This is a genomic window from Pseudomonas sp. SDT291_1_S447, from assembly GCF_054070155.1.
Map to the genome: position 1 here is coordinate 70,811 of NZ_JBSVXS010000011.1, position 23,047 is coordinate 93,857.

Below are 23,047 nucleotides of genomic sequence, written 5' to 3' on the forward strand. Positions count from 1 at the left end.
ACCGTGAATACGCTCGACGAACCGGTTGAACGCGGTACCGAGGATGCCGAATTCATCGTTATTGACGATGGTCAGGCGTTTGGTCAGGTCGCCTTCGCCGTCGGCAATGTCTTCCATGGCGCGGGTCATCACGTGCAACGGCTGGATCAGCAGGCGGATCAGCATGCCGAGCAGGGCAATGATGATCGCCACGGCAATTACGGTCGCGATCACTGCCGAGGTGCGGAATTCGCTGAGCATCGCGAATGCCTGATCCTTGTCTACCGACAGGCCGATGTACCAGTTAACCGATGGCAAGCCTTTGATCGGCGCGAAGGTGACGATGCGGGTTTTGCCGTCGACGGTGACTTCACTGAAGTCGCTGCTGATGCGTGGGGTGTCCTGCGGATAGGCTTCCTTCAGTGATTTCATCACCAGCGCCTTGTCCGGGTGCACGAGGATCTTGCCGTCGGCGCTGACCAGGAACACATAACCCATGCCGTCGAAATCCCGGGCGGCGAGGGTGTCGACCAGCGATTGCAGGCTCAAGTCGCCGCCAACCACACCGACGCTCTGACCGGCCTTTTTCGAGGCGGTGGCGATGGAGATGATCAACTGACCGGTGGCGGCGTCGATGTACGGTTCGGTCAGGGTCGAGGTGCTGCTGCTTTCGGCACCTTTATACCAAGGGCGCACGCGCGGATCGAAACCGTCCGGCATCTTCGCATCCGGGCGGATGGTGAAGTGGCCAGTGGCGTCACCAAGGTAGGAAGCCATGAACGTCGAGGTCAGGGCTTTCTGTTCCAGCAAGCTGGCGACGTTGGCAGGTTCGGGGTTGATGGCAATGTTCTGGGCGGCGTTTTCGATCAGCAGAATGCGACCGCTGAGCCAGGTCTGGATATTGCCGGCAGTGACCTCGCCCATCTCGTTGAGGTAGTTGTTCAGGTCATCGCGGATCGCATTGCGCTGTAGCCAGTCGTTGTACAGCGTAAACGAGGCGAAGGCGGCGATGACGATGAGGGCGGCGGCAAGCAAAATTTTATGGCTGAAGCGCAGATTTTTGTTCATGGCTTGGGGTTCCGCTAAGGTCTTAATGTCCAGGGCGTGCTTTTATAGAAGCGCGCAAAATGGGCAAGGGTGAAAACAAGCTGATATTTCCGTCTCTCCTTAGGGAAATGTCCGGCCTGACTTGTGGTCGGGTCTCTCACTCTTCTGTATCGGCCATGCGTAATCAAAGATTAACCATTGGGTGACAAAATGCCTGACTCCTCGCAACTCGTAATCGGCGCCGATCTCGCAGGCCAGCAGATTGCTCAGGCCATGCGCCTGGCGAACCGCCACGGACTGGTCGCGGGCGCCACCGGTACCGGTAAAACCGTCACTTTGCAGCGTTTGGCCGAGGCGTTCAGTGACGCCGGGGTCGCGGTGTTTGCCGCGGACATCAAGGGCGATCTGTGTGGCCTCGGTGCGGCCGGCAACCCGCAAGGCAAGGTCGCCGAGCGTATCGCCGGGATGTCGTGGCTAAACCACAAGCCGCAGGCGTATCCGGTGACCTTGTGGGATATCCACGGTGAGTCCGGTCATCCATTGCGCACCACGCTGAGCGAAATGGGCCCGCTGCTGATCGGCAGCCTGCTGGAACTGACCGACAGTCAGCAGTCGGCGCTCTACGCAGCGTTCAAAGTCGCCGATCGTGAAGGCCTGTTGCTGCTGGATCTGAAAGACCTGAAAGCGCTGCTCAATCACCTCAAGGACAATCCGCAGCTGTTGGGCGATGACGCCGCGTTGATGACTACCGGCTCCAGTCAGGCGCTGTTGCGCCGCTTGGCGATCCTTGAGCAGCAGGGCGCCGAAGCCTTGTTTGGCGAACCGGCACTGCAACTCGAAGACATTCTGCAACCGACCGCCGACGGCCGTGGGCGCATTCACTTGCTCGACGCCAGTCGTCTGGTACACGAGGCACCGAAGGTCTACGCGACGTTCCTGTTGTGGCTGCTGGCTGAGCTGTTCGAGCAGTTGCCGGAGCGCGGCGATGCCGATAAACCGCTGCTGGCGCTGTTTTTCGATGAGGCGCATTTGTTGTTCGGCGATACGCCCAAGGCGTTGCAGGAGCGGCTGGAACAAGTGGTGCGCTTGATCCGTTCCAAAGGGGTTGGCGTGTACTTCGTCACGCAGTCGCCGGCGGACTTGCCTGATGACGTGCTGGCGCAGCTCGGCCTGCGCATTCAGCATGGCTTGCGCGCGTTTACCGCCAAAGAGCAGAAATCCCTGCGCGCGGTGGCGGACGGCTTCCGGCCGAATCCAGCGTTCGACAGTTTGTCAGTGTTGACTGAACTGGGGATTGGCGAGGCCTTGGTCGGTACGCTGACTGAAAAAGGCACGCCGGAAATGGTCCAGCGCGTACTCGTGGCGCCACCGCAATCGCGGATCGGGCCGTTGACTGAAACCGAACGCACGGTGCTGATTGCAGGCTCGCCGTTCAAGGGGCGCTATGACAAACCGATTGATCGGGAGTCGGCGTATGAAATTCTGATGGGGCGCAAAGGGCTGGCGCCGGAGGCCGAAGTGCCAGTGGGTAAGCCAGCAGCTGAAGAGCCAAGCCTCGCCGACAGGGCAGGGGAGTTCCTCGGTACGGCGGCAGGGCAGGCGTTGAAGTCGGCCATGCGCCAGGCTGCCAATAACCTCGGCAAGCAATTGGTGCGCGGCTTGATGGGCTCTTTACTCGGAGGCAGCAAACGCCGCTAAACCCTGTGGGAGCGAGCTTGCTCGCGAAGGCGGCCTGTCATCCAACATTGATGTCGTCTGACACGACCTCTTCGCGAGCAAGCTCGCTCCCACATTGGAAATGCGTACACATTTATCTAGACGTCAGGATTTGTTTTTGGCGTGCGCCGCCAGTCGTTCGAGCGCCGCGCGCAACCCCGGATCAGTGATCCCGTCTGCCGTGGCCTGAATCGTCGCCGCGGCATCCGTGGACAAATCCATCGTGTGCCCGGCCGCGCCACGTTGAACCGTCGGCGGCTGCACCTTGAACAGAATCCGCGTCAGACTGGCGAACTCGTCAAACATCTGCAATTGCCGCTGCAAGCGTTTTTGCTGGTAACGCAGACGTGTGGCCCAGTGGCCATCGGTGACAATCAGCAACAGACTGCCCTCACGCCACGACGCTACATGGCAATGTTCACGGGCGGCGGGTTGCAGTTGGCTTTCGAGCAGGCGCTGCAGATGACCCAGTCGTTGGGCATGGCCGAGGATGGCTTTGAGCGGCTTGGCTTCGCGCAGGAGAACGGCGGGTGCTCTGGCCGTAAGAGGGCGAAATGCCATGATCGAACACCTGAAGTAACAGAAACGCCATGGTAGCAGAAAGGTCGAAATCACTCGCCCATTGCTTTTGCCCTCGCTTTACCCATTAAATCAACGACTAACTTCTACCTTGTATGACTTGAAGTTGAGCAAAACGCCCCTATTTTAAGTGAGCCCCGTCAAAGCGCAGTGCCAGCATCGTGGAACATCGCCACTTTCCTCACTTCCGTTTCCGGGTAGAATGCTCGTTCGCATGCGGCCATGAGGGCTGCACGGGCGACGCTCACGGGGCCGCCCTCCATCCCTTTAGTGTGGAAGATCCTGCCGATATGTTTGCGCCTTTGTTAAAGAAACTTTTTGGAAGCAAGAACGAGCGTGAAGTCAAACGCATGCTCAAGACGGTGCAGCTCGTCAATGCCTTCGAAGAGCAAATGGTGGCCCTTTCGGACGATCAATTGCGCGCCAAGACCGAAGAGTTCAAGGCCCGCATCGCCAAAGGGGAAACCCTCGACAAGCTGTTGCCAGAAGCCTTTGCGGTCGCCCGCGAAGCCGGCAAGCGCATCATGGGTATGCGCCACTTCGACGTACAGCTCGTCGGTGGCATGACCTTGCACGAAGGCAAGATCGCCGAAATGCGCACCGGTGAGGGTAAAACCCTCGTAGCGACCCTGGGTGTTTACCTCAACGCACTGTCCGGCAAGGGCGTGCACGTTGTGACGGTGAACGACTACCTGGCGCGTCGTGACGCCAACTGGATGCGCCCGCTGTATGAATTCCTCGGCCTGACCGTCGGCGTCGTGACGCCGTTCCAGCCACCGGAAGAGAAACGTCTGGCCTATGCCGCCGACATCACCTATGGCACCAACAACGAATTCGGTTTCGACTACCTGCGCGACAACATGGCGTTCAGCATGGAAGAAAAATTCCAGCGCGAACTCAACTTTGCCGTGATCGACGAAGTCGACTCCATCCTCATCGACGAAGCGCGTACCCCGCTGATCATTTCCGGTCAGGCCGAGGACAGCTCCAAGCTGTACATGGAGATCAATAAACTGATCCCGCAGCTGGAACTGCACGTTGAAGAAGTCGAAGGCGAAGTCACCAAGGCTGGCCACTACACCGTTGACGAGAAGACCCGTCAGGTCGAACTCAACGAAGCCGGTCACCAGTTTATCGAAGACATGCTCACCCGCGTCGGCCTGCTGGCTGAAGGCGAGAGCCTGTACTCGGCGCATAACCTGGGCCTGTTGACCCACGTGTATGCCGGTCTGCGTGCGCACAAGCTGTTCAATCGCAACATCGAATACATCGTGCAGGATGGCCAGGTCGTACTGGTCGACGAACACACCGGCCGTACCATGCCGGGTCGTCGTCTGTCCGAAGGCCTGCACCAGGCCATCGAAGCCAAGGAAGGCCTGAACATCCAGGCCGAGAGCCAGACCCTGGCCTCGACCACGTTCCAGAACTACTTCCGTCTGTACACCAAGCTGTCCGGCATGACCGGTACCGCCGACACCGAAGCGTTCGAATTCCACCAGATCTATGGTCTGGAAGTCATGGTCATTCCGCCGAACAAACCATTGGCGCGTAAAGACTTCAACGACCTGGTGTTCCTGACTGCCGAAGAGAAATACGCGGCGATCGTTACGGACATCAAGGAAAGCATGGCTGCCGGTCGTCCAGTGCTGGTGGGTACTGCCACCATCGAAACTTCCGAGCACATGTCCGCACTGCTCGTGAAGGAAGGCATCGAACACAAGGTTCTCAACGCCAAGTTCCACGAAAAAGAAGCCGAGATCATCGCGCAGGCCGGTCGTCCGGGCGCCCTGACCATCGCCACCAACATGGCCGGTCGTGGTACCGATATCCTGTTGGGCGGTAACTGGGAAGTGGAAGTCGCGTCGCTGGAAAACCCGACCCCTGAGCAGATTGCCCAGATCAAGGCCGACTGGCAGAAGCGTCACCAGCAAGTGCTGGAGTCCGGCGGTCTGCAAGTGATTGCCTCCGAGCGTCACGAATCGCGCCGTATCGACAACCAGCTGCGTGGCCGTGCCGGCCGTCAGGGTGACGCCGGTTCGAGCCGCTTCTACCTGTCGCTGGAAGACAGCCTGATGCGCATTTTCGCCTCTGACCGGGTGAAAAACTTCATGAAAGCCCTGGGCATGCAGCCGGGCGAAGCGATCGAGCACCGCATGGTGACCAACGCGATCGAGAAGGCGCAGCGCAAGGTTGAAGGCCGCAACTTCGACATTCGTAAGCAACTGCTCGAGTTCGACGACGTCAACAACGAACAGCGTAAAGTGATCTATCACATGCGTAACACGTTGCTGGCCGCTGACAACATCGGCGAAACCATCGCCGACTTCCGTCAGGACGTGCTCAACGCCACCGTCAGCGCGCACATTCCGCCGCAATCGCTGCCAGAGCAGTGGGACGTGGCCGGTCTGGAAGCCTCGCTGCAGAGCGACTTCGGTGTGGCGTTGCCGATCCAGCAATGGCTCGACGAAGACGATCACCTGTACGAAGAAACCCTGCGCGAGAAGCTCATGACCGAGCTGATGGCGGCGTACAACGAGAAAGAAGATCAGGCCGGTGCCGAGGCACTGCGCTCCTTCGAGAAGCAAATCGTTCTGCGCGTACTGGACGATCTGTGGAAAGACCACCTGTCGACCATGGATCACCTGCGTCACGGCATCCACCTGCGTGGCTACGCCCAGAAGAACCCGAAGCAGGAATACAAGCGCGAGTCGTTCACGCTGTTCTCCGAGCTGCTGGATTCGATCAAGCGCGACTCGATTCGTGTGCTGTCGCACGTTCAGGTGCGCCGCGAAGACCCGGAAGCCGAAGAGCAACGTCTGCGTCAGGAAGCCGAAGCACTGGCCGCCCGCATGCAGTTCGAACACGCTGAAGCGCCAGGTCTGGAGCAACCGGAACTGCTTGGTGAAGAGGTCGATGTGGCCCTCGCCGCCGCCCCGGTTCGCAACGAGCAGAAGCTGGGCCGCAACGAACTGTGCTACTGCGGTTCGGGCAAGAAATTCAAGCATTGCCACGGGCAGATCCAGTAAAACCCGTTTCAATCGCTGAAATACCCGCGCCGCGACCGGCTCCTGCCGTCGCGGCGTTTTGCCATTTAAACCACCGCCGCATCGATTGGCGGTGCTGACATCATTGAGGAAGGAGCGCATTCATGGCTGTTGGTCTTGGTCCTTTGCCAACGTTGCACCCGGTTGCCGGTTTTGAACTCGGTATCGCCTCGGCCGGCATCAAGCGCCCGGGGCGTAAAGATGTTGTCGTAATGCGCTGCGCCGAAGGTTCGACCGTGGCGGGCGTATTCACGTTGAACGCCTTTTGTGCCGCACCGGTGATTCTGGCGAAGAAGCGCGTGCAGAACGCCGTGCGTTATTTGCTGACCAACACCGGCAATGCCAACGCCGGTACCGGCGAGCCGGGTCTGGCCGCTGCCGAGCGCACCACCGCCCAACTGGCTGAGCTGACCGGCGTCGATGCCAGTCAGATCCTGCCGTACTCCACCGGTGTGATCGGCGAGCCGCTGCCGGTCGAGAAGATCGAAGGTGCACTGCAAGCCGCGCTGGACGATCTGTCGGAAAACAACTGGGAAGCCGCTGCCACCGGGATCATGACCACCGATACCCTGCCGAAGGGCGCCAGCCGCCAGTTCGAGCATGACGGCGTAACCATCACCGTCACCGGTATCAGCAAAGGTGCGGGCATGATCCGCCCGAACATGGCGACCATGCTCGGTTACATCGCTACCGACGCCAAAGTCTCCCGTGACGTCCTGCACAACCTGATGCTCGACGGTGCCAACAAGTCGTTCAACCGCATCACCATCGACGGCGACACCTCGACCAACGACTGCTGCATGCTGATCGCCACCGGCAAGGCTGCACTGCCGGAAATCACCCGCGCTGAAGGCGAGTTGTTCGCCAAGTTGAAGCAAGCGGTGTTTGAAGTGTGCATGGACGTGGCCCAGGCCATCGTGCGTGACGGCGAAGGCGCGACCAAGTTTGTCACCGTGGAAGTGAATGGCGGCGGCAACCATCAGGAATGCCTCGACGTCGGCTACACCGTGGCCCACTCGCCGTTGATCAAGACCGCATTGTTCGCCTCTGACCCGAACTGGGGCCGTATTCTGGCTGCCGTCGGCCGTGCCGGCGTGCCGGATCTGGACGTGAGCAAGATCGACGTGTTCCTTGGCGAGGTGTGCATCGCCAGCCGTGGCGCCCGTGCGGCGACCTACACTGAAGCCCAGGGCTCGGCGGTGATGCAGCAGGAAGAGATCACCATCCGCATCGAGCTGGGTCGCGGCGATTGCAGCGAAACCATCTGGACTACTGACCTGTCGCATGAATACGTGAAGATCAACGCCGAATACCGCACTTGATCTAACCTGAGACCGAGTCGATGCCATCGCGAGCAGGCTCACTCCTACAGTGGTTTTGTAAACGCCACAGATTACCTGTAGGAGTGAGCCTGCTCGCGATGGCGACCCATCAGCCACCAAAAATTCTGGCCTGATTCTCCTGACGAAAAGGCGCCACACCCATGTCCCTGCACCTGATCATCGGCGACAAACTGCTTTCCTCTTGGTCTCTGCGTGCCGCACTGGCACTTGAGCTGACCGGCGCACCCTACAGCGAAGAACTGGTCAAGCTCGGCAAGCCCGATACCCGCGCGCTGCTGCTCAAGCATTCGCCGACCGCCAAAGTCCCGCTGCTGCAAACGGCGCGCGGCACCATCGCCGACTCACTGGCCATCGCCGAATATCTCGCAGAACAGTTCCCGTCCGAGCAACTCTGGCCGAGCGATATTTTCGCCCGCGCCCAAGCCCGATCCGCCTGCGCTCAAATGCACAGCGGCTTCTTCGCCATGCGCAATCACATGCCGTTCAACCTCAACCATGACGCGCCGCTGAACCCGGTGCCGCCAGAAGTGAAGGTCGACATCGAGCGCATGCTCGCGCTGTGGGCCGAATGCCGTGCTGCTGCCACCGAGAGCGGGCCGTACCTGTTTGGTCGGGTGAGTCTGGCCGATGCCTTCTTCGCGCCGATTGCCGTGCGTTTGCGCACCTACCAAGTGCAGCTGCCGGCCGCCGATCAAGCCTATGTTGAAACCGTCTACCAATGGCCCGCCTTCAAAGCGTGGCAAAAGGCTGGACTGGAGGAGTTGAATCCGTGAAACGCGTCCACGTCGCCGCTGCTGTCATCCGTGACGACAGCGGCAAGATCCTCATCGCCCGCCGTGCCGACACCCAGCATCAAGGCGGCTTGTGGGAGTTTCCCGGCGGCAAGGTCGAGGCTGACGAGTCGGTCGAAAGCGCGCTGGCCCGTGAGCTGCACGAAGAGTTGGGCATCGTCGTTGGCTCAGCCCGCCCGCTGATCAAAGTGCGTCATGACTACCCGGACAAGCAGGTTTTGCTGGATGTCTGGGAAGTGTCGGCATTCACCGGCGAACCGCACGGTGCCGAAGGCCAGCCGTTGGCCTGGGTCACGGCGAAAGAACTGGTGAACTACGAGTTTCCGGCCGCCAACCAGCCGATCGTTGCCGCCGCGCGTTTGCCGGCTGAATACCTGATCACCCCGGAGGACCTGGAAACCCCGGCGTTGCTGCGCGGTATCCAGAAGGCGATTGCCGGCGGGATCAAACTGATCCAGCTGCGCGCACCGAATGGTTATGACCCCAAGTATCGCGATCTGGCGGTCGATGCTGCCGGGCTGTGTGCGGGCAAGGCGCAACTGATGATCAAGGGGCCGTTCGAATGGCTCGGTGATTTCCCCTCTGCCGGTTGGCACATCACCTCCGCGCAATTGCGAAAGTACGCCGCTGCGGGACGTCCGTTGCCCGCAGAACGCTGGCTCGCGGCGTCGTGCCACAACGATGAAGAACTGGCGCTGGCAGAACAGATGGGCGTGGATTTCGTCACGCTGTCGCCGGTGCAGCCGACTTTGACGCACCCGGATGCGCAGCCGTTGGGCTGGGAGCAGGCTTCGACGTTGATCGAAGGCTTCAGCAAACCGGTGTTTCTGTTGGGCGGGGTTGGCCCGGCTGAGCGGGAGAAAGCCTGGAATTGCGGGGCTCAAGGTGTGGCGGGGATTCGTGCGTTCTGGCCTGATTCTATTTAACGGCTACTGACCTCATCGCGAGCAGGCTCACTCCTACAGTTGACCGCGTTCTACCTGAAGTAACGCGGTCCATTGTAGGAGTGAGCCTGCTCGCGATGGCGTCCTATAAGGCACTACTTTTCTGCAGGCTTTGCCGCCGGTTGCCAAAGAATCTCCGCAACCCCCTGCCGCCGCGCAATCAACCGCGCCGCCACAAACAGCAAATCCGACAACCGATTGATATACGCCAGCCCAACACCGGCCAACGGTTCCAGCGCATTCAAATGCTGACAACGCCGCTCGGCACTTCTCGCCAGGCTGCGGCACACATGGGCTTGGGCAATCAGCATCGACCCACCCGGCAAAATGAAATTCTCCAGCGGCCCCAATTCCTCGTTCCACACATCGATCGCGGCTTCCAGTCGTTCGATCTCCGCCGCATTCAACGCCTGATACTCCGGCATCGCCAACTCGCCACCCAGATCAAACAAGCGATGCTGACAAGGCGCCAGCACCTCGATCAGTTCATTCAGTCCGGGATACGCATCGCGCTCGGCCAGCAACCCGGCCAGCAACACGCCGACCTGACTGTTCAGCGTATCGACCTCACCAATCGCTTCGATGCGTGGGTGATCCTTGGGCACACGGCGGCCATCGCCAAGGCCGGTTTCGCCTTTGTCGCCGGTGCGGGTGTAGATTTTCGACAGGCGAAAGCCCATGGGTTACCTCGATAATTGATTGGTTTCGGCGGCAATGGGCAGCGGTTGCGTCAGCGGCAGGCGCAAGGTGAAACAGGTGCCCTGGCCCGGGGCTGACTGCACTTCCATCTGCCCTTTGTGATTGTTGGTGATGATGAAGTAAGACACCGACAAGCCAAGCCCGGTGCCCTGGCCGATTTCCTTGGTGGTGAAGAACGGCTCGAAGGTCCGTTTGCGCACGTTCTCGCTCATGCCGATGCCGTTGTCCTCGACCTGAATTTCGGCCCACGGTGGGTTGAGCTTGGTGCGCAGGATGATCCGCCCCGGCTCACTGTCGTCTTCGCGCTGGTGAATGGCCTGCGCGGCGTTTTTCAGCAGATTAAGCAGCACCTGTTCCAGTTCGTTGGCGGTGCCCGGCACCGGGCCGAGCGCCGGGTCGAACTGGCGGATGATCGCTTGCCCCTTGAAGTCGAAACCGATGGCCAGGTCGAAGTCGTTGCCGGCGATTTCCACGGCTTGATCGATCAGTGCCGGCAGATCGCACGGCGCCATTTGCCGGGTACTGCGGCGGCTGAAGCTGAGCATGTGGGTGACGATTTTCGCCGCGCGTGCGCCGGCCTGCTGAATGCCGTCGAGCAGTTGCGGCACTTCGCGGCCCTGCAGGTAGCGGTTCACCGTGTCCAGTTCGATGCCCAATTGCTCGGCGGTTTCGAGGTTCTTCGGCAGGTCGGCGGACAGGCGTCGACGAATGTTCTGCACGTTGTGCAGGATAGCCCCCAGCGGGTTATTGATTTCGTGGGCCATGCCAGCGGCGAGGCCACCGACCGAGAGCATTTTTTCCGACTGCACCATCATTTCTTCCAGCGACAGACGCTGGGTAATGTCGTCGATACGGATCACCACGCCACGCCCGGCACCGCCCATCAATGGATAGAACGTCAGCGCGTAATGCTTCGGTTCATCGTCCTTGAACCACGTCACTCGCTCGATTTTCGCCACGGTGTGCTGCTCGACGGTCTGCTTGAGCTGCGGCAAAAACGGCTTGAGCGGTTCGAAGGCAAGGAAAATTGGCTGGTTCAGCGCCTCGTCCAGTCGTGTGCCGGAGAGGGCACTGGCTTCCTGATTCCACTGGGTCACGTAGAGCTGCTCGTCGAGGGCGATCAGCGCCGAGGGCATCGAGTCGATGATGCTGTTGAGGTAGTTCTGGAAACCGGTGAGTTTCTTCTCGATCTTGCTGCGCACCTGGACTTCCAGTTCCAGTTTGCGATTGGTGTGGCGGGTTTCCTCGGCCAGCCCCTGGGCCTGATCGTAGGCAGCTTGCGAGTCATCGCGGGCACGCTTGAGTTGCTGCTCGCGGGCTTCGATGCGCGACAGCATGGTGTTGAACGCCTCGGCGAGACTGCCGATTTCGTCATGATTGCCGCGTGAGGCGCGCAGGGCGTAGTTCTCTTCGCGGGTCACCTGACGCGACAATTCCTCAAGCTGATGAATCGGCCGAGTGATCAGGCGTTTGATCTGCCGGGCAATCACCAGCCACAACAGCACGCTGAAAATCAGAATGCCGAGGCTCGCGGTCAGGGTGCCTGTATAGAACGCCATCGGCAGTTCGCTGCTCGCCACCAGCAGCAGATGACCCGGTGCGGTGCCGGGGCGGGGCAGGGTGATCAGCTGGTTGCTGCGAAATTCGGTCAATTGCCAGGCTTCGATGTGCCGATAGCGTTCCGGCAGGTTGAGTTTGTCGCCGCGCTGGACTTGCGCCAGACGTTCGCCCTTGCCGTCATACAGGGCGGCGGCGCGCAGTGGTGAATAGCTGTCGAGTTCTTTGAGCAGGCGCTCAGCGCTCTGCGGTGATTGCAGGGCTTCGCTGACCAGACTGGGGTTGGAAATCAGCCGGCCGATGGTCTGCAACGCCTGCGGCGCCATGCTTTCCTGGGAAATGTAGTAGGCGGCACTGATAAAGGTCAGGTTGGCGACCAGCAGAACGGTGGTCAACAGCACCAGCAGGGCGGCCAGCAGTTTCTGGCCGACCGGCAGGTTTTCGAGACGCTGGCGCAATGGCATCAGGTTTTTCACAGCAGGGGAACAAGTGGCCAGCGTAGCCGCTGCTCAGTCGCTGGGCAATCCGAGGCTGCGCAGATGAGCGACCAGTCGTTGCTGCAATTGACTGAGGTGCGGCAGGTTCAACTGGTGGCGCGCGGCGACTTTGCAGGCGTAGCCCAATAGATAGCTGATTTCGGTGCGGCGCTGGTTGGCCACGTCCTGGTACATCGACGAGTAATTGGCGGCCGTGGCCTGGATCACCCGTTCGACCTCCTGTTGCAGATTGTCCGCCGCAGCCGGTTGGCCGCAGCGTTCCAGCAACTCGACAAGTTCGCCACACAGCGTAGCGACTTCGCAGTGATGTTCCTGCAATCCGCCGTTGCGGCAATGGTGCAGCACGGTCAACGGATTGATCGCGCAGTTGAGCGCCAGTTTGCGCCACAACCGCGTGAGGATATCGGTACTCCATTCATGGGGGATTTTCGCCGCGTCCAGATCGTCCAGCCAGATCGGCGCGACCGGATGGCCAGCGTCGCCCAGCCAAGTGAAGCCGTGGCCGGCAAACACCACACGCCAGGCGCCATCGCGAAAGGCGCCCTCGGTGCTTGAAGCGCTGATGCAGCGTGCCAGCGGCACACGGTTGGCGACGGCGTCCTGACTGCCGAGGCCGTTTTGCAGGAGGATCAGTTCGGCGTCCGCTGTCAGCCGTGGGGCGAGGCGGGCGACGGCGTTTTCGGCATCGTAAGCCTTGCAGGCCACCAGCAAACGGTGGATCGGCTCGGGGCTGTCGGGCGTTTCCCCCGGCACCGCATAGGTGCTCGCCACACCTTGCTCCACCAGCGTCAAACCGCCCGCAGCCTGATAGCTTTGCAAGCGTTCGGCATCACGCACGATCAGCCTGACCGGCAGACCGGCGCGGGCCAGGCGGGTGGCCCACAGCGTGCCGAGGCTGCCGGCGCCCAATACATGCCAGGTGGTGGCCATCAGTTTTTTGCTCGATTGCGTACAGGCATGTGCGGCTCGCCGTGTCGGTGGGAAAAGACCCGTTATAATGAGCCCGATTTTAACCGCAAGCCAAGCGCGCTCCATCCACATCGAGCGCGCCTTTTTATTGGAGAGATTACATGCCGTCGTTCGACGTGGTATCCGAACTGGACAAACACGAACTCACCAACGCGGTCGAGAACGCCGTGAAGGAACTCGATCGTCGTTATGACCTGAAAGGCAAAGGCAGCTTCGAGTTCAAGGAAAAAGACCTGACCGTCAGCCTGACTGCTGAAGCCGGGTTCCAACTGGAAGCGATGATCGAAATCCTCAAGCTGGCGCTGGTCAAGCGCAAAATCGACGTGCAGTGCCTTGAGGTCAAGGACGCTTATGCATCGGGCAAACTGATGAAGCAGGACGCGATCCTCAAGGAAGGCATCGACAAAGAACTGGCGAAGAAAATCGTCGGCCACATCAAGGATGCCAAGCTCAAGGTGCAGGCCGCCATTCAGGGCGAGCAAGTGCGCGTGACCGGCAAGAAGCGTGACGACCTGCAAGAGGCCATCGCGGCACTGCGGGCCAAGGAATTCGGCATGCCCCTGCAGTTCAACAACTTCCGCGACTAAGCTCGGTCAGATGACCTGTGGGAGCGAGGCTGCTCGCGAAGGCGGTGTGTCAGTCAACTCATTGCTGAATGACACGGCGCCTTCGCGAGCAGGTCGAATCGTCGCACCGTCGCTCCCACATTGTTTTGTGTACACCCGGCGGGTTTCTGCCGCTTATTTTTCGCGTGCCGAATGGCCGGAAATCAGGAGATAGAACATGGATTTGAATGCTGAGGTGGACAACCTGGTCAAGGCGTCCCAGGCGTGGATCCCGATGATCATGGAATACGGCAGCCGCGTGCTGCTGGCCGTGATTACGCTGGCCATCGGCTGGTGGCTGATCAACAAGGTCACGCAGAAACTCGGCGGTCTGCTGGCCCTGCGTAATGCCGATCTGGCGCTGCAAGGTTTTATCAGCAGTCTGGCGAACATCATTCTCAAGGTGCTGCTGATTGTCAGCGTCGCTTCGATGATCGGTGTTGAAACCACCTCGTTCGTGGCGGCTATCGGTGCTGCCGGCCTGGCGATCGGTCTGGCCTTGCAGGGCAGCCTGGCGAACTTCGCCGGTGGCGTGCTGATTCTGCTGTTCCGTCCGTTCCGTATTGGTGACTGGATCGAAGCGCAAGGCGTAGCGGGTACGGTCGACAGTATCCAGATTTTCCATACCGTGCTGCGTACCGGCGATAACAAGACCATCATCATGCCTAACGGCAACCTGTCGAACGGCATCATCACCAACACCAACCGTCAGCCGACCCGTAAGGTTGTGTTTGATGTGGGCGTCGATTATGAAGCCGATCTGCAAAAGGCCCGTCAAGTGCTGCTGGATCTGGCCAACGACGAACGTATTCTGAAAGACCCGGCACCGCAGGCGGTGATTTCGACGCTGGGTGACAGTGCGATCACAGTTTCCCTGCGTGTGTGGGTTAAAACTGCAGACTATTGGGACGTGATGTTCATGTTTAACGAGCAGTCGCGTGATCGTTTAAAAACCGCCGGTATTGATATTCCTTTTCCGCAGCGGACGATTCGCGTAGTTCAGGAAACAGCAGCGCAGTAACAACCTTGATACCTGGCTTTGCAGTCAGTTAATCAATAAGAACCCAAGAGTCATTCATGCTCTTGGGTTTTTTTATGCCTGTTGTGAAAGTTCGCCAGCTAATAGATAGCTGGCTAATCTTTGTTGCAGGGATGCAATAAGTGCAGGCATAAAAAAACCGCTCACCTGAATCAGGTGAGCGGTTCTTGTTAGAGCATGGCTCTACAGTACGTCAGCTGTGCATCCCTATTAAAGGATGTTCAGTGGGTACTCAACGATCAGACGGGTATCGTTGTTGTCAGACGAGTAGCCGCTGTACGCGCCGTTGGAGCGGTACATGGCATAACGCAGACGGAACGACAGGTCTTTGGCCGGGCCTTCCTGGATCACGTATTTGGACTCGGCGTTCCACTCGTTTTCCTTGCCTTCACCCAGACCGTTGGTGGTGATGTGGTCACCCATCACGTAACGGGTCATGAAACTCAGGCCAGGTACGCCGTAGGTTTTCATGTTCAGGTCGTAGCGAGCTTGCCAGGAACGCTCGTCGCGGCCCACGAAGTCGGAGATCTGAATGGAGTTGGCAACGAAGATGGTGCTGTTACCGTCAACGCCATAGTAGTAAGCGTTGTCGCCGCTGGAGCGCTGGTGAGCGAGGGTGAATTTGTGGGCACCGATGCTGTACGCAGCGGCCAGGGACCACAGGTTGTTGTCCACACCAGTGGTGCCGTCGCCGATCGCGTCAACCAGGTCACCGCGGCTTTCGCCCTTGGTGTGGTAGCCGTTGAAGTCGAAGTTCAGCGACTGCTCGTCGTTGATTGGCAAGGTGTAGTTCAGGTTGACGTAGTACTTCTTGAAGTAGTCGTCAGCGTCGGAAGCAGCCAAGGCACCGGTGAAGTTATCGGTGAACGAGTAGCTGGCGCCGAAGATGTTGATGTTGGTCAGGCCTTTGCCGCCATTGCCGTTCTCATCAGGCAGACCGCCGATGCTGTCACGGCCCATACCGGTTTGTTTGCTCAGGGACGTGAAGCGACCTGCGCTCAGTTCCAGACCTTTGATCTCTTTGGAAGTGATCAGGGTACCGGTGGCGACTTCTGGCAGCAGACGGCTGTCGTCGGTGGCGAATACCGGGCTGGCAACGAATTGCTGGCCGTATTTCAGAACGGTGTCGGATACGCGGAATTTGACTGCGCCGCCGATTTTGCCCTGGGATTTTTCCGGGTTGCCATCGCTGTCGTTGGCGAACAGGCCGTTACCGCGGTGGCCCGAGCCGCCGTCCAGTTTGACCGAACCCATTGCCATGGCGTCGAGACCGAAGCCAACGGTGCCTTGAGTGAAGCCCGATTCGTAAGTCAGCAGTTGGCTGAGACCGGAATCCTGGCGATAACCAGCAGTACCGGAAGTGCCGTTGCCTGCACCGTTTTTAAAGTCACGGTTCATGTATTCAAAACGGGTCTTCAGTTTCAGGCTCTGGTCTCCAATGAAACCTTTGGACTCATCCTGGGAAGACGCCATTGCGAACTGCGAGGTGCCTGCTGCAACAGCCAGGGCGATCATGCTCCACTTCATCACGCGCATCGTGATTTGCTCCTTTGGTTTTTAGAAGAGTACTGCCGTCCCACCTGTTTTATTATCTGGGCGGCTCTTTCTTTTTGTGTCGGCGCAAACTTATATCACGCCGACAATGTTGGCGATACTTGCGAATCTAACCTTTCACCTTCTTTACGACGCTGTCGCAAACGGTTGTGTAGATGTCGCAAATTCACAGTACCGATGCAATCGGGCCTACAACTTTCTCGCTGTTTTTTTAGCCGTTTGCATCGCTAAAAAAGAGTCCCTGGCAAAACACTTGAATCTCCATCGGGCAACCCTGCCACTGTTTTTGTTGGGCTTAAGGCATCCACATCGTGTGGTGCGCTTATAGTCCATATGTCTGCGAATGCAACAAGCGTGCACAAACCGCAATGTCAGTGCGGTTATTTTTCTGCACAGCGCGTGTTACCTCTAAAAACCTCATGAATACGGGGCGCAAAGCCTATTTTTACAAGGGCTTGACGCCATTCCTGTATTGGTGTTGCCACGGCGTCCGCTGCACGCGACAGCCAAAAACGTTACCGGTTCACCCCGTGAGTGAGTATTCGGCGGATGCTTCGACGCATGAGCGTAGACGCACTGTGCGGTTTTGGTGCAAAAAAACACACACGCTGTCCTGTAATCACACAGCTTGGTGAGTGGGTGATCTTGAGCACATCAGGGGTTTTCGGTCATTTGCGTGTGTTCATTGCCGTTCCCGGTTCTTTGCTGGTGCAACGTGTCGGTAAATGTCCCATGTCGGGGCGTGCGGCGAATGACAAGAGGGCACAGCTGTCGTGAAGGCTGGCGCAATCGCAGGTATGCTGCCGGTCTGTCGCTTGGTGCTGCGTCCTGCGGGATCGCCGCTAAGCTCAAAATGTCGATCAGCCGGAGTGCGCGCAGTGTTTGCTTTAGATTCACGACTTCAACAGGACACGCTGACCCTTGGTGACTTCCCGCTCTGCCGACTGTTGCTGTCCAATGACAGCAACTATCCGTGGTTCATCCTGGTGCCTCGTCGCGACGATATCAGCGAGTTGTTTCAGTTGGATGTCGCCGATCAACAGCAGTTATGGCTGGAAACCACCGCGCTGGCCGAGTTGCTCAAGGATTTGCTGGATGCGGACAAAATGAACGTGGCGACGCTGGGTAACGTCGTCAGCCAATTGCACATGCACGTGATTGTGCGCAAACGCGATGACGCCGCCTGGCCGGCGCCGGTCTGGGGCAAACACCCGGCCAAGCCTTATAGCGCCGAGCAAGTGACGGCCATTCGCGAACGCTTGCGTCTGGTGCTGACCGAAGACTTCACGTTTCTGGAGGGCTGAAGCATGAGCCTGGAACAACGCATTACCGATCTGGAAAGCCGGCTGGCGTTTCAGGATGACACTATCCAGTCGTTGAACGACGTGCTGGTCGCGCAGCAGCGTGTGGTTGATCGCCTGCAATTGCAGATGGCGGCACTGCTCAAGCGTCAGGAAGAGATGGTCGGGCAATTCGAATCGTTCGAAGAAGAAGCGCCACCGCCGCACTATTGAGTGAGCCATTTGCTTGAATAGAAAGTGAAGACATAAAAAAACCGCGTACAGCCAGGCTGCACGCGGTTTTTTATTGCCTTGGATCAGCGACGCGGCAAGGCGGCGATCACGTCCTCGGCTTGCAGGCCCTTGTCCCGGTTCATCACCGAGAATTCCACGCGCTGGCCTTCGACCAGTACGCGGTGGCCTTCGCCACGGATGGCACGGAAGTGCACGAAAATATCATCACCGGAATCCCGGGAGATAAAGCCGAAGCCTTTGGAGGTGTTGAACCACTTGACGGTACCGGTATCACGGTTGGTCATGTCATAGCTGGTTGGAGCGGCAGCAGGTGAAGAACGATAGAAGCTCACCGCCAGGTGCAAGACCACCGCAACCAGCGCGATCACCAGGGTGAACAGCACGGCTGGCTGGCCGGCGATGACGGGCATCGGGGCGATCAGGGTCAAGGTTTGCAGGACGACGGTCAGCACCAGAAGAGCGCTGACCAGATTTTGCAGATGCTGACGCGGGCCTTTGTTCCAGTAAGGAATTACTGGAGCGATGACCAGGTTCAGCAGGCCGAAAAAGGCCAGGTAAAGTGCATCGGGTTGTTGCAGGTAGGGAACGGCTTCGGATTTCAAGCTGGGTATGAACGACAGCAGCAATGCCGCTGCGCCCATTAGCAGGTGGACGATTTTCAACATTTTGATTGGCTCACGTTTATGACGGCTCACAAGGAAGAGCTGAAGGCGCACGGTTCGCTTCGGAACAAAATAAGAGGCGGTGGACACGTTCACGGCATCAGCCTATGCGCAACACCCCGAAAAATGGGGCATGGCGACACACTGCCTATTTAACAGCAAAGCCTGCGGCTACTCAAATCAGCCCGGCCAGCGGCATCGCCTCGGTCGATTTGTCGCAGTGGCTGCACCTGATCGGGGCTGCGGGGTGTCGACAGCCTTGCTAGAGTGGGTCTGCACCTGTTGGATGAATTCAATCGCCGTTAGGGGGTAAAACATGGCAATCGATATCGGTATCAGTGAAGAAGATCGCAAGTCCATCGTCGAAGGCTTGTCGCGTCTGCTGTCGGACACCTACGTGCTGTATCTGAAAACCCATAACTTCCACTGGAACGTCACCGGTCCGATGTTTCGTACGCTGCACTTGATGTTCGAAGAGCAATACAACGAGTTGGCGCTGGCCGTGGATTCGATCGCCGAGCGTATTCGCGCCCTGGGCTTTCCGGCGCCGGGCGCCTATGCCACGTACGCACGCCTTTCTTCCATCAAAGAGGAGGAGGGGGTGCCGAGTGCCGAGGACATGATCAGACAACTGGTCGACGGCCAGGAAGCGGTGACTCGCACTGCGCGCGGTATCTTCCCGCTGCTCGACAAGGTCAGTGATGAGCCAACGGCAGACTTGCTGACCCAGCGCATGCAGGTTCACGAGAAAACCGCGTGGATGTTGCGTGCGTTGCTCGAAGCCTGATCAGGGCCCGAGGGCACGTCTGAGGGCGTGCTCGCGGGCAGTCCGGAATCTTACCTGTATCGTTGGCTTATCCTACGGCTATGGTCAATAAGTCATCTGGATATAACTTTGCGTCTGCGCTTTTATGAAGTCACAGGATGTGGCTTTGAAAACCAGCAGAGATGACAAAGGAGTGTCAACGATATGGTAGAGGGAGACAGGCGAAGCGACAGGGTTGTCGGCTTGCCGCATGAGTTGAAATTCGATCCGTTCGTCAGCGAGTTCGACATGTCATTGGTTCAGCCGCTGTCCCGATCCGTGCGTTTGAACGGATTCGCGACATGCCTGCGACTGGAACAGGTTTACTGGAATATTCTGGGCAACATGGCCAGGAATAACAGCTGTTCGATCAGTTCGCTGTTGTCCCACGTCGACCGGGAAGTGCATCTGCGTCATGGCGGGGTTAAAAATTTCAGCGCACTGGTGCGGGTGGTCTGTGTGATGAGTGCAGGCCAGGGAAGCTGAGTCGGCGCGAAGCAGCGGTTGCAAACGAGGTTGCGGGCTGTGCAGTCTTACGGCTGCACAGCCCGCATTTAATCGATATAATCCCGCTCTTTCGCCGCAAAGCCCTGCGCGCGGTGGCAATCTGATCGCCGAGACACCCCCATGCCGATGTACGATTATCAATGTGCTTCCTGTGGTCATCAGTTGGAAGCCATTCAAAAGATCAGCGAGGCCCCGCTGGTCGACTGCCCTGCCTGTCAGGCGCCAGAGCTCAAGAAACAACTGTCGATGCCAGGCTTTCGCCTCAGCGGCGGCGGTTGGTACGAAACCGATTTCAAGACCGGCGCCAAGAAGAACCTGGCCGGTGGCGACAAATCTGACTAGGGTTCAACCCCGGGTTGAACGACACGCGTGAGTTCCGCATTGCTTGAAAAGCAACGGGAGCTCCACCGAATTTTTCGAATTACGAGAAGCGAACCACGACCATGATGCGCAGCCACTATTGCGGCCAACTGAACGAAAGCCTGGAAGGCCAGGAAATTACCCTTTGCGGATGGGTTCACCGTCGTCGCGACCACGGCGGGGTGATTTTCCTCGATATCCGTGATCGTGACGGTCTGGCCCAGGTGGTTTTCGATCCGGATCGCGCCGAGAGCTTCGCCGCTGCCGATCGCGTGCGCAGCGAGTACGTGGTGAAGATCACCGGCAAGGTGCGTCTGCGTCCGGCCGGTGCCACCAACGCCAACATGGCGTCGGGCATGATCGAAGTGCTGGGTTACGAACTGGAAGTGCTGAACGAGTCGGAAACCCCGCCGTTCCCGCTGAACGAGTTCTCCGACGTTGGTGAAGAAACCCGCCTGCGTTATCGCTTCCTCGACCTGCGTCGTCCGGAAATGGCCGAGAAGCTGCGCCTGCGTTCGCGCATGACCACCAGCATCCGTCGTTTCCTCGACGAAAACGGCTTCCTCGACGTTGAAACGCCGATCCTGACCCGTGCGACTCCTGAAGGTGCGCGTGACTATCTGGTGCCAAGCCGTACCCACGCCGGTTCGTTCTTCGCCCTGCCGCAATCGCCACAGCTCTTCAAGCAACTGCTGATGGTTGCCGGTTTCGACCGTTACTACCAGATCGCCAAGTGCTTCCGCGACGAAGACCTGCGCGCTGACCGTCAGCCAGAATTCACCCAGATCGACATCGAGACCAGCTTCCTCGATGAAAAAGAGATCATGGGCCTGACCGAAGAAATGATCCGCAACCTGTTCAAGGAAGTGCTGGGTCTGGAATTCGGCGACTTCCCGCACATGACTTTCGAAGAAGCCATGCGCCGTTACGGTTCCGACAAGCCAGACCTGCGTAACCCGCTGGAACTGGTCGACGTTGCCGATCAACTGAAAGAAGTCGATTTCAAAGTGTTCAGCGGCCCGGCCAACGATCCGAAATGCCGTATCGCCGCACTGCGCGTTCCAGGCGGGGCGAGCATGCCGCGCAAGCAGATCGACGATTACACCAAGTTCGTCGGCATCTACGGTGCCAAGGGCCTGGCGTACATCAAGGTCAACGAGCGCGCTGCCGGTGTTGACGGTCTGCAATCGCCGATCGTGAAAAACATCCCGCTGGAAAACCTCAACGCCATCCTTGATCGTGTGGGTGCAGTTGACGGTGACATCGTGTTCTTCGGTGCCGACAAGGCCAAGATCGTCAGCGAAGCCTTGGGCGCACTGCGTATCAAGCTCGGTCACGACCTCAAGCTGCTGACCTGCGAGTGGGCGCCAATGTGGGTCGTCGACTTCCCTATGTTCGAAGAAAACGACGACGGCAGCTTCTCCGCGCTGCACCACCCGTTCACCGCGCCGAAGTGCTCTCCTGAAGAGCTGGAAGCCAATCCGGCCGGCGCTCTGTCCCGTGCGTACGACATGGTGCTGAACGGCACCGAACTGGGTGGCGGTTCGATCCGTATCCACCGCAAGGAAATGCAGCAAGCGGTCTTCCGTCTGCTGGGTATCAATGAAGCGGAACAGGAAGAGAAATTCGGCTTCCTGCTCGACGCGCTGAAGTACGGTGCACCGCCGCACGGTGGTCTGGCCTTCGGTCTGGACCGTCTGGTCATGCTGATGACCGGTGCCCAGTCGATCCGTGAAGTGATCGCCTTCCCGAAAACCCAGAGTGCTGCTGACGTGATGACGCAGGCGCCGGGTGTGGTGGATGCCAAGGCATTGCGCGAGCTGCACATTCGTTTGCGCGAAACGCCAAAGGCTGAGTAAGACGGGCCTGAAGGCGCATCTTCGGATGCGCCTTTTTTCTTTCTATAGAGAGCAGGTCGAGATTTTTTGTTTGCTGGCCACTGCATGAGCAGGGCGGGCAACGTTTCAAAGAGAATTCGGAGCGAGTTATGGCAGGTCATTCCAAGTGGGCGAACATCAAGCACCGCAAAGAACGTCAGGATGCCAAGAGGGGCAAGATCTTCACCAAGTGGATCCGCGAGCTGACCGTTGCGGCCCGCCAGGGCGGCGGTGATCCGGGCTCCAATCCGCGTCTGCGTCTGGCGCTGGACAAAGCCCTGAGCGCGAACATGAGCCGCGACATCATCGACCGTGCCGTCGCGCGTGGCGCCGGTGCAACCGAAGCGGACAACGTTGAAGAGCTGACCTACGAAGGTTACGGCCCGGGTGGTGTGGCGGTGATGGTCGAGTGCATGACCGACAACCGCAACCGTACTGCGGCAGCCGTTCGTCATGCGTTCAGCAAATGTGGTGGCAACCTCGGTACCGACGGTTCGGTGGCTTACTTGTTCGAGCGCAAAGGCCAGATCAGCTTCGCGCCGGGCGTCGATGAAGACGCGCTGACTGAAGCGGCGCTGGAAGCCGATGCCGATGACGTGGTCAGCCACGAAGACGGTTCGATTGATGTGTTCACCTCGTTCACCAGCTTCTATGCGGTGCGTAACGCGCTGGAAGCCGCTGGATTCAAGGGTGATGACGCGGAAATAGTCATGCAGCCGACCACCAGCGCCGAACTGGATCTGGAAGGTGCGGAGAAGGTACTCAAGCTGATCGACATGCTTGAGGATCTGGATGACGTGCAGAACGTCTATTCCAACGCTGATATTCCGGAAGACGTGGCCGCTCAGCTCGGTTAAGAGCGGCTACGATTCAATGTGGGAGCGAGCCTGCTCGCGAAGGCGGAGTTTCAGGCAACATCGTTGTTGGTGATGAAACCG

The 23,047-nt window shown here is 58.8% G+C and carries 20 protein-coding genes and 1 pseudogene; 14 read left to right on the top strand and 7 right to left on the bottom strand.

The features are described 5' to 3' along the window. Positions 1–15: 15 nt before the first annotated feature. Positions 16–1,047, bottom strand: a pseudogene (locus tag ACW9IR_RS06350) (HAMP domain-containing protein); the annotation flags it as partial. 189 nt (positions 1,048–1,236) lie between these two features. On the opposite strand from ACW9IR_RS06350, the gene ACW9IR_RS06355 reads away from it, so the two are divergent. Further along, a complete protein-coding gene (locus tag ACW9IR_RS06355) occupies positions 1,237–2,724 on the top strand; it encodes a helicase HerA-like domain-containing protein (RefSeq protein ID WP_457462233.1) in 1,488 nt (495 codons plus the stop codon). A gap of 123 nt (positions 2,725–2,847) precedes the next feature. Here the strand turns inward: ACW9IR_RS06355 and ACW9IR_RS06360 are convergent, their stop codons facing one another. Continuing rightward, entirely contained in the window at positions 2,848–3,303 is a 456-nt protein-coding gene (locus tag ACW9IR_RS06360) for a DUF721 domain-containing protein (protein ID WP_102900164.1), read from the bottom strand. A 308-nt stretch (positions 3,304–3,611) separates the two neighbouring features. Between ACW9IR_RS06360 and secA the strand changes: the two genes are divergently transcribed. From secA to ACW9IR_RS06380, 4 genes are all read left to right on the top strand, one after another. Further along, the gene (gene secA / locus ACW9IR_RS06365) at positions 3,612–6,347 is read left to right on the top strand and encodes a preprotein translocase subunit SecA (RefSeq protein WP_095121328.1); all 2,736 of its coding nucleotides are present in this window, start codon (positions 3,612–3,614) and stop codon (positions 6,345–6,347) included. A gap of 122 nt (positions 6,348–6,469) precedes the next feature. Continuing rightward, entirely contained in the window at positions 6,470–7,687 is a 1,218-nt protein-coding gene (gene argJ / locus ACW9IR_RS06370; RefSeq protein ID WP_457462236.1) for a bifunctional glutamate N-acetyltransferase/amino-acid acetyltransferase ArgJ, read from the top strand. A 161-nt stretch (positions 7,688–7,848) separates the two neighbouring features. After that, positions 7,849–8,481, top strand: a complete 633-nt coding sequence (locus ACW9IR_RS06375; protein ID WP_186616603.1) for a glutathione S-transferase family protein — start codon at positions 7,849–7,851, stop codon at positions 8,479–8,481. Beyond that, positions 8,478–9,425: a Nudix family hydrolase gene (locus ACW9IR_RS06380; protein ID WP_457462238.1), complete on the top strand. Its 948-nt coding sequence runs from the start codon at positions 8,478–8,480 to the stop codon at positions 9,423–9,425. Before ACW9IR_RS06375 ends, ACW9IR_RS06380 begins: the two co-directional genes overlap by 4 nt. Positions 9,426–9,538: 113 nt before the next feature. Here the strand turns inward: ACW9IR_RS06380 and ACW9IR_RS06385 are convergent, their stop codons facing one another. The 3 genes from ACW9IR_RS06385 to ACW9IR_RS06395 are packed head-to-tail and all read right to left on the bottom strand — an operon-like array spanning position 9,539 to position 13,126. Then, positions 9,539–10,123, bottom strand: a complete 585-nt coding sequence (locus tag ACW9IR_RS06385; RefSeq protein ID WP_457462240.1) for a cob(I)yrinic acid a,c-diamide adenosyltransferase — start codon at positions 10,121–10,123, stop codon at positions 9,539–9,541. Between the two features lie 3 nt (positions 10,124–10,126). After that, positions 10,127–12,163: a sensor histidine kinase gene (locus ACW9IR_RS06390; protein WP_016983191.1), complete on the bottom strand. Its 2,037-nt coding sequence runs from the start codon at positions 12,161–12,163 to the stop codon at positions 10,127–10,129. A 45-nt stretch (positions 12,164–12,208) separates the two neighbouring features. Further along, entirely contained in the window at positions 12,209–13,126 is a 918-nt protein-coding gene (locus tag ACW9IR_RS06395; RefSeq protein ID WP_457462242.1) for a putative 2-dehydropantoate 2-reductase, read from the bottom strand. A gap of 140 nt (positions 13,127–13,266) precedes the next feature. On the opposite strand from ACW9IR_RS06395, the gene ACW9IR_RS06400 reads away from it, so the two are divergent. Then, the gene (locus ACW9IR_RS06400) at positions 13,267–13,752 is read left to right on the top strand and encodes a YajQ family cyclic di-GMP-binding protein (protein WP_008080210.1); all 486 of its coding nucleotides are present in this window, start codon (positions 13,267–13,269) and stop codon (positions 13,750–13,752) included. A gap of 196 nt (positions 13,753–13,948) precedes the next feature. Then, a complete protein-coding gene (locus ACW9IR_RS06405) occupies positions 13,949–14,791 on the top strand; it encodes a mechanosensitive ion channel family protein (RefSeq protein ID WP_016983189.1) in 843 nt (280 codons plus the stop codon). A gap of 228 nt (positions 14,792–15,019) precedes the next feature. Here ACW9IR_RS06405 and ACW9IR_RS06410 read toward each other — a convergent pair whose 3' ends face one another. Beyond that, positions 15,020–16,345 carry an OprD family porin gene (locus ACW9IR_RS06410; protein WP_150730559.1) on the bottom strand — a complete coding sequence of 442 codons (1,326 nt, stop codon included), beginning with the start codon at positions 16,343–16,345 and terminating at the stop codon, positions 15,020–15,022. An 896-nt stretch (positions 16,346–17,241) separates the two neighbouring features. On the opposite strand from ACW9IR_RS06410, the gene ACW9IR_RS06415 reads away from it, so the two are divergent. Together ACW9IR_RS06415 and ACW9IR_RS06420 are read left to right on the top strand one after the other, a co-directional pair. Next, positions 17,242–17,667: an HIT domain-containing protein gene (locus tag ACW9IR_RS06415; RefSeq protein ID WP_016983819.1), complete on the top strand. Its 426-nt coding sequence runs from the start codon at positions 17,242–17,244 to the stop codon at positions 17,665–17,667. A gap of 3 nt (positions 17,668–17,670) precedes the next feature. Continuing rightward, positions 17,671–17,877 carry a SlyX family protein gene (locus ACW9IR_RS06420; protein ID WP_110718814.1) on the top strand — a complete coding sequence of 69 codons (207 nt, stop codon included), beginning with the start codon at positions 17,671–17,673 and terminating at the stop codon, positions 17,875–17,877. Between the two features lie 83 nt (positions 17,878–17,960). On the opposite strand, the gene ACW9IR_RS06425 is transcribed toward ACW9IR_RS06420, so the two are convergent. Beyond that, positions 17,961–18,563: a cold-shock protein gene (locus ACW9IR_RS06425; RefSeq protein ID WP_008080216.1), complete on the bottom strand. Its 603-nt coding sequence runs from the start codon at positions 18,561–18,563 to the stop codon at positions 17,961–17,963. A 313-nt stretch (positions 18,564–18,876) separates the two neighbouring features. Here ACW9IR_RS06425 and ACW9IR_RS06430 point away from each other — a divergent pair, with 313 nt between their 5' ends. The 5 genes from ACW9IR_RS06430 (at position 18,877) to ACW9IR_RS06450 (ending at position 22,966) form a co-directional block, all read left to right on the top strand. Further along, positions 18,877–19,347 (top strand): Dps family protein, encoded by a 471-nt coding sequence (locus tag ACW9IR_RS06430; protein WP_102900170.1) that lies wholly within the window; start codon positions 18,877–18,879, stop codon positions 19,345–19,347. A 183-nt stretch (positions 19,348–19,530) separates the two neighbouring features. Beyond that, positions 19,531–19,851, top strand: coding sequence for a ribbon-helix-helix domain-containing protein (locus tag ACW9IR_RS06435; RefSeq protein ID WP_026000504.1), 321 nt, complete (start codon positions 19,531–19,533; stop codon positions 19,849–19,851). Positions 19,852–19,992: 141 nt separating this feature from the next. Then, the gene (locus ACW9IR_RS06440; RefSeq protein ID WP_007912741.1) at positions 19,993–20,214 is read left to right on the top strand and encodes an FmdB family zinc ribbon protein; all 222 of its coding nucleotides are present in this window, start codon (positions 19,993–19,995) and stop codon (positions 20,212–20,214) included. A gap of 101 nt (positions 20,215–20,315) precedes the next feature. Then, positions 20,316–22,091, top strand: a complete 1,776-nt coding sequence (gene aspS, locus ACW9IR_RS06445; protein ID WP_095121315.1) for an aspartate--tRNA ligase — start codon at positions 20,316–20,318, stop codon at positions 22,089–22,091. Positions 22,092–22,219: 128 nt separating this feature from the next. After that, on the top strand, positions 22,220–22,966 hold the full coding sequence (locus tag ACW9IR_RS06450) for a YebC/PmpR family DNA-binding transcriptional regulator (RefSeq protein WP_007912738.1): 747 nt from the start codon (positions 22,220–22,222) through the stop codon (positions 22,964–22,966). Positions 22,967–23,047: the final 81 nt, after the last annotated feature.

Excerpts from the sequence above, each read along its gene's own strand:
- ACW9IR_RS06420 (WP_110718814.1), top strand. The coding sequence starts at position 17,671 with ATGAGCCTGGAACAACGCATTACCGATCTGGAAAGCCGGCTGGCGTTT.
- secA (WP_095121328.1), top strand. The coding sequence starts at position 3,612 with ATGTTTGCGCCTTTGTTAAAGAAACTTTTTGGAAGCAAGAACGAGCGT.
- aspS (WP_095121315.1), top strand. The coding sequence starts at position 20,316 with ATGATGCGCAGCCACTATTGCGGCCAACTGAACGAAAGCCTGGAAGGC.
- ACW9IR_RS06440 (WP_007912741.1), top strand. The coding sequence starts at position 19,993 with ATGCCGATGTACGATTATCAATGTGCTTCCTGTGGTCATCAGTTGGAA.
- ACW9IR_RS06355 (WP_457462233.1), top strand. The coding sequence starts at position 1,237 with ATGCCTGACTCCTCGCAACTCGTAATCGGCGCCGATCTCGCAGGCCAG.
- ACW9IR_RS06360 (WP_102900164.1), bottom strand. The coding sequence starts at position 3,303 with ATGGCATTTCGCCCTCTTACGGCCAGAGCACCCGCCGTTCTCCTGCGC.
- ACW9IR_RS06375 (WP_186616603.1), top strand. The coding sequence starts at position 7,849 with ATGTCCCTGCACCTGATCATCGGCGACAAACTGCTTTCCTCTTGGTCT.
- ACW9IR_RS06450 (WP_007912738.1), top strand. The coding sequence starts at position 22,220 with ATGGCAGGTCATTCCAAGTGGGCGAACATCAAGCACCGCAAAGAACGT.
- ACW9IR_RS06390 (WP_016983191.1), bottom strand. The coding sequence starts at position 12,163 with ATGCCATTGCGCCAGCGTCTCGAAAACCTGCCGGTCGGCCAGAAACTG.
- ACW9IR_RS06435 (WP_026000504.1), top strand. The coding sequence starts at position 19,531 with ATGGTAGAGGGAGACAGGCGAAGCGACAGGGTTGTCGGCTTGCCGCAT.
- ACW9IR_RS06410 (WP_150730559.1), bottom strand. The coding sequence starts at position 16,345 with ATGCGCGTGATGAAGTGGAGCATGATCGCCCTGGCTGTTGCAGCAGGC.
- ACW9IR_RS06395 (WP_457462242.1), bottom strand. The coding sequence starts at position 13,126 with ATGGCCACCACCTGGCATGTATTGGGCGCCGGCAGCCTCGGCACGCTG.
- ACW9IR_RS06430 (WP_102900170.1), top strand. The coding sequence starts at position 18,877 with ATGGCAATCGATATCGGTATCAGTGAAGAAGATCGCAAGTCCATCGTC.
- ACW9IR_RS06400 (WP_008080210.1), top strand. The coding sequence starts at position 13,267 with ATGCCGTCGTTCGACGTGGTATCCGAACTGGACAAACACGAACTCACC.
- ACW9IR_RS06405 (WP_016983189.1), top strand. The coding sequence starts at position 13,949 with ATGGATTTGAATGCTGAGGTGGACAACCTGGTCAAGGCGTCCCAGGCG.
- ACW9IR_RS06425 (WP_008080216.1), bottom strand. The coding sequence starts at position 18,563 with ATGTTGAAAATCGTCCACCTGCTAATGGGCGCAGCGGCATTGCTGCTG.
- argJ (WP_457462236.1), top strand. The coding sequence starts at position 6,470 with ATGGCTGTTGGTCTTGGTCCTTTGCCAACGTTGCACCCGGTTGCCGGT.
- ACW9IR_RS06385 (WP_457462240.1), bottom strand. The coding sequence starts at position 10,123 with ATGGGCTTTCGCCTGTCGAAAATCTACACCCGCACCGGCGACAAAGGC.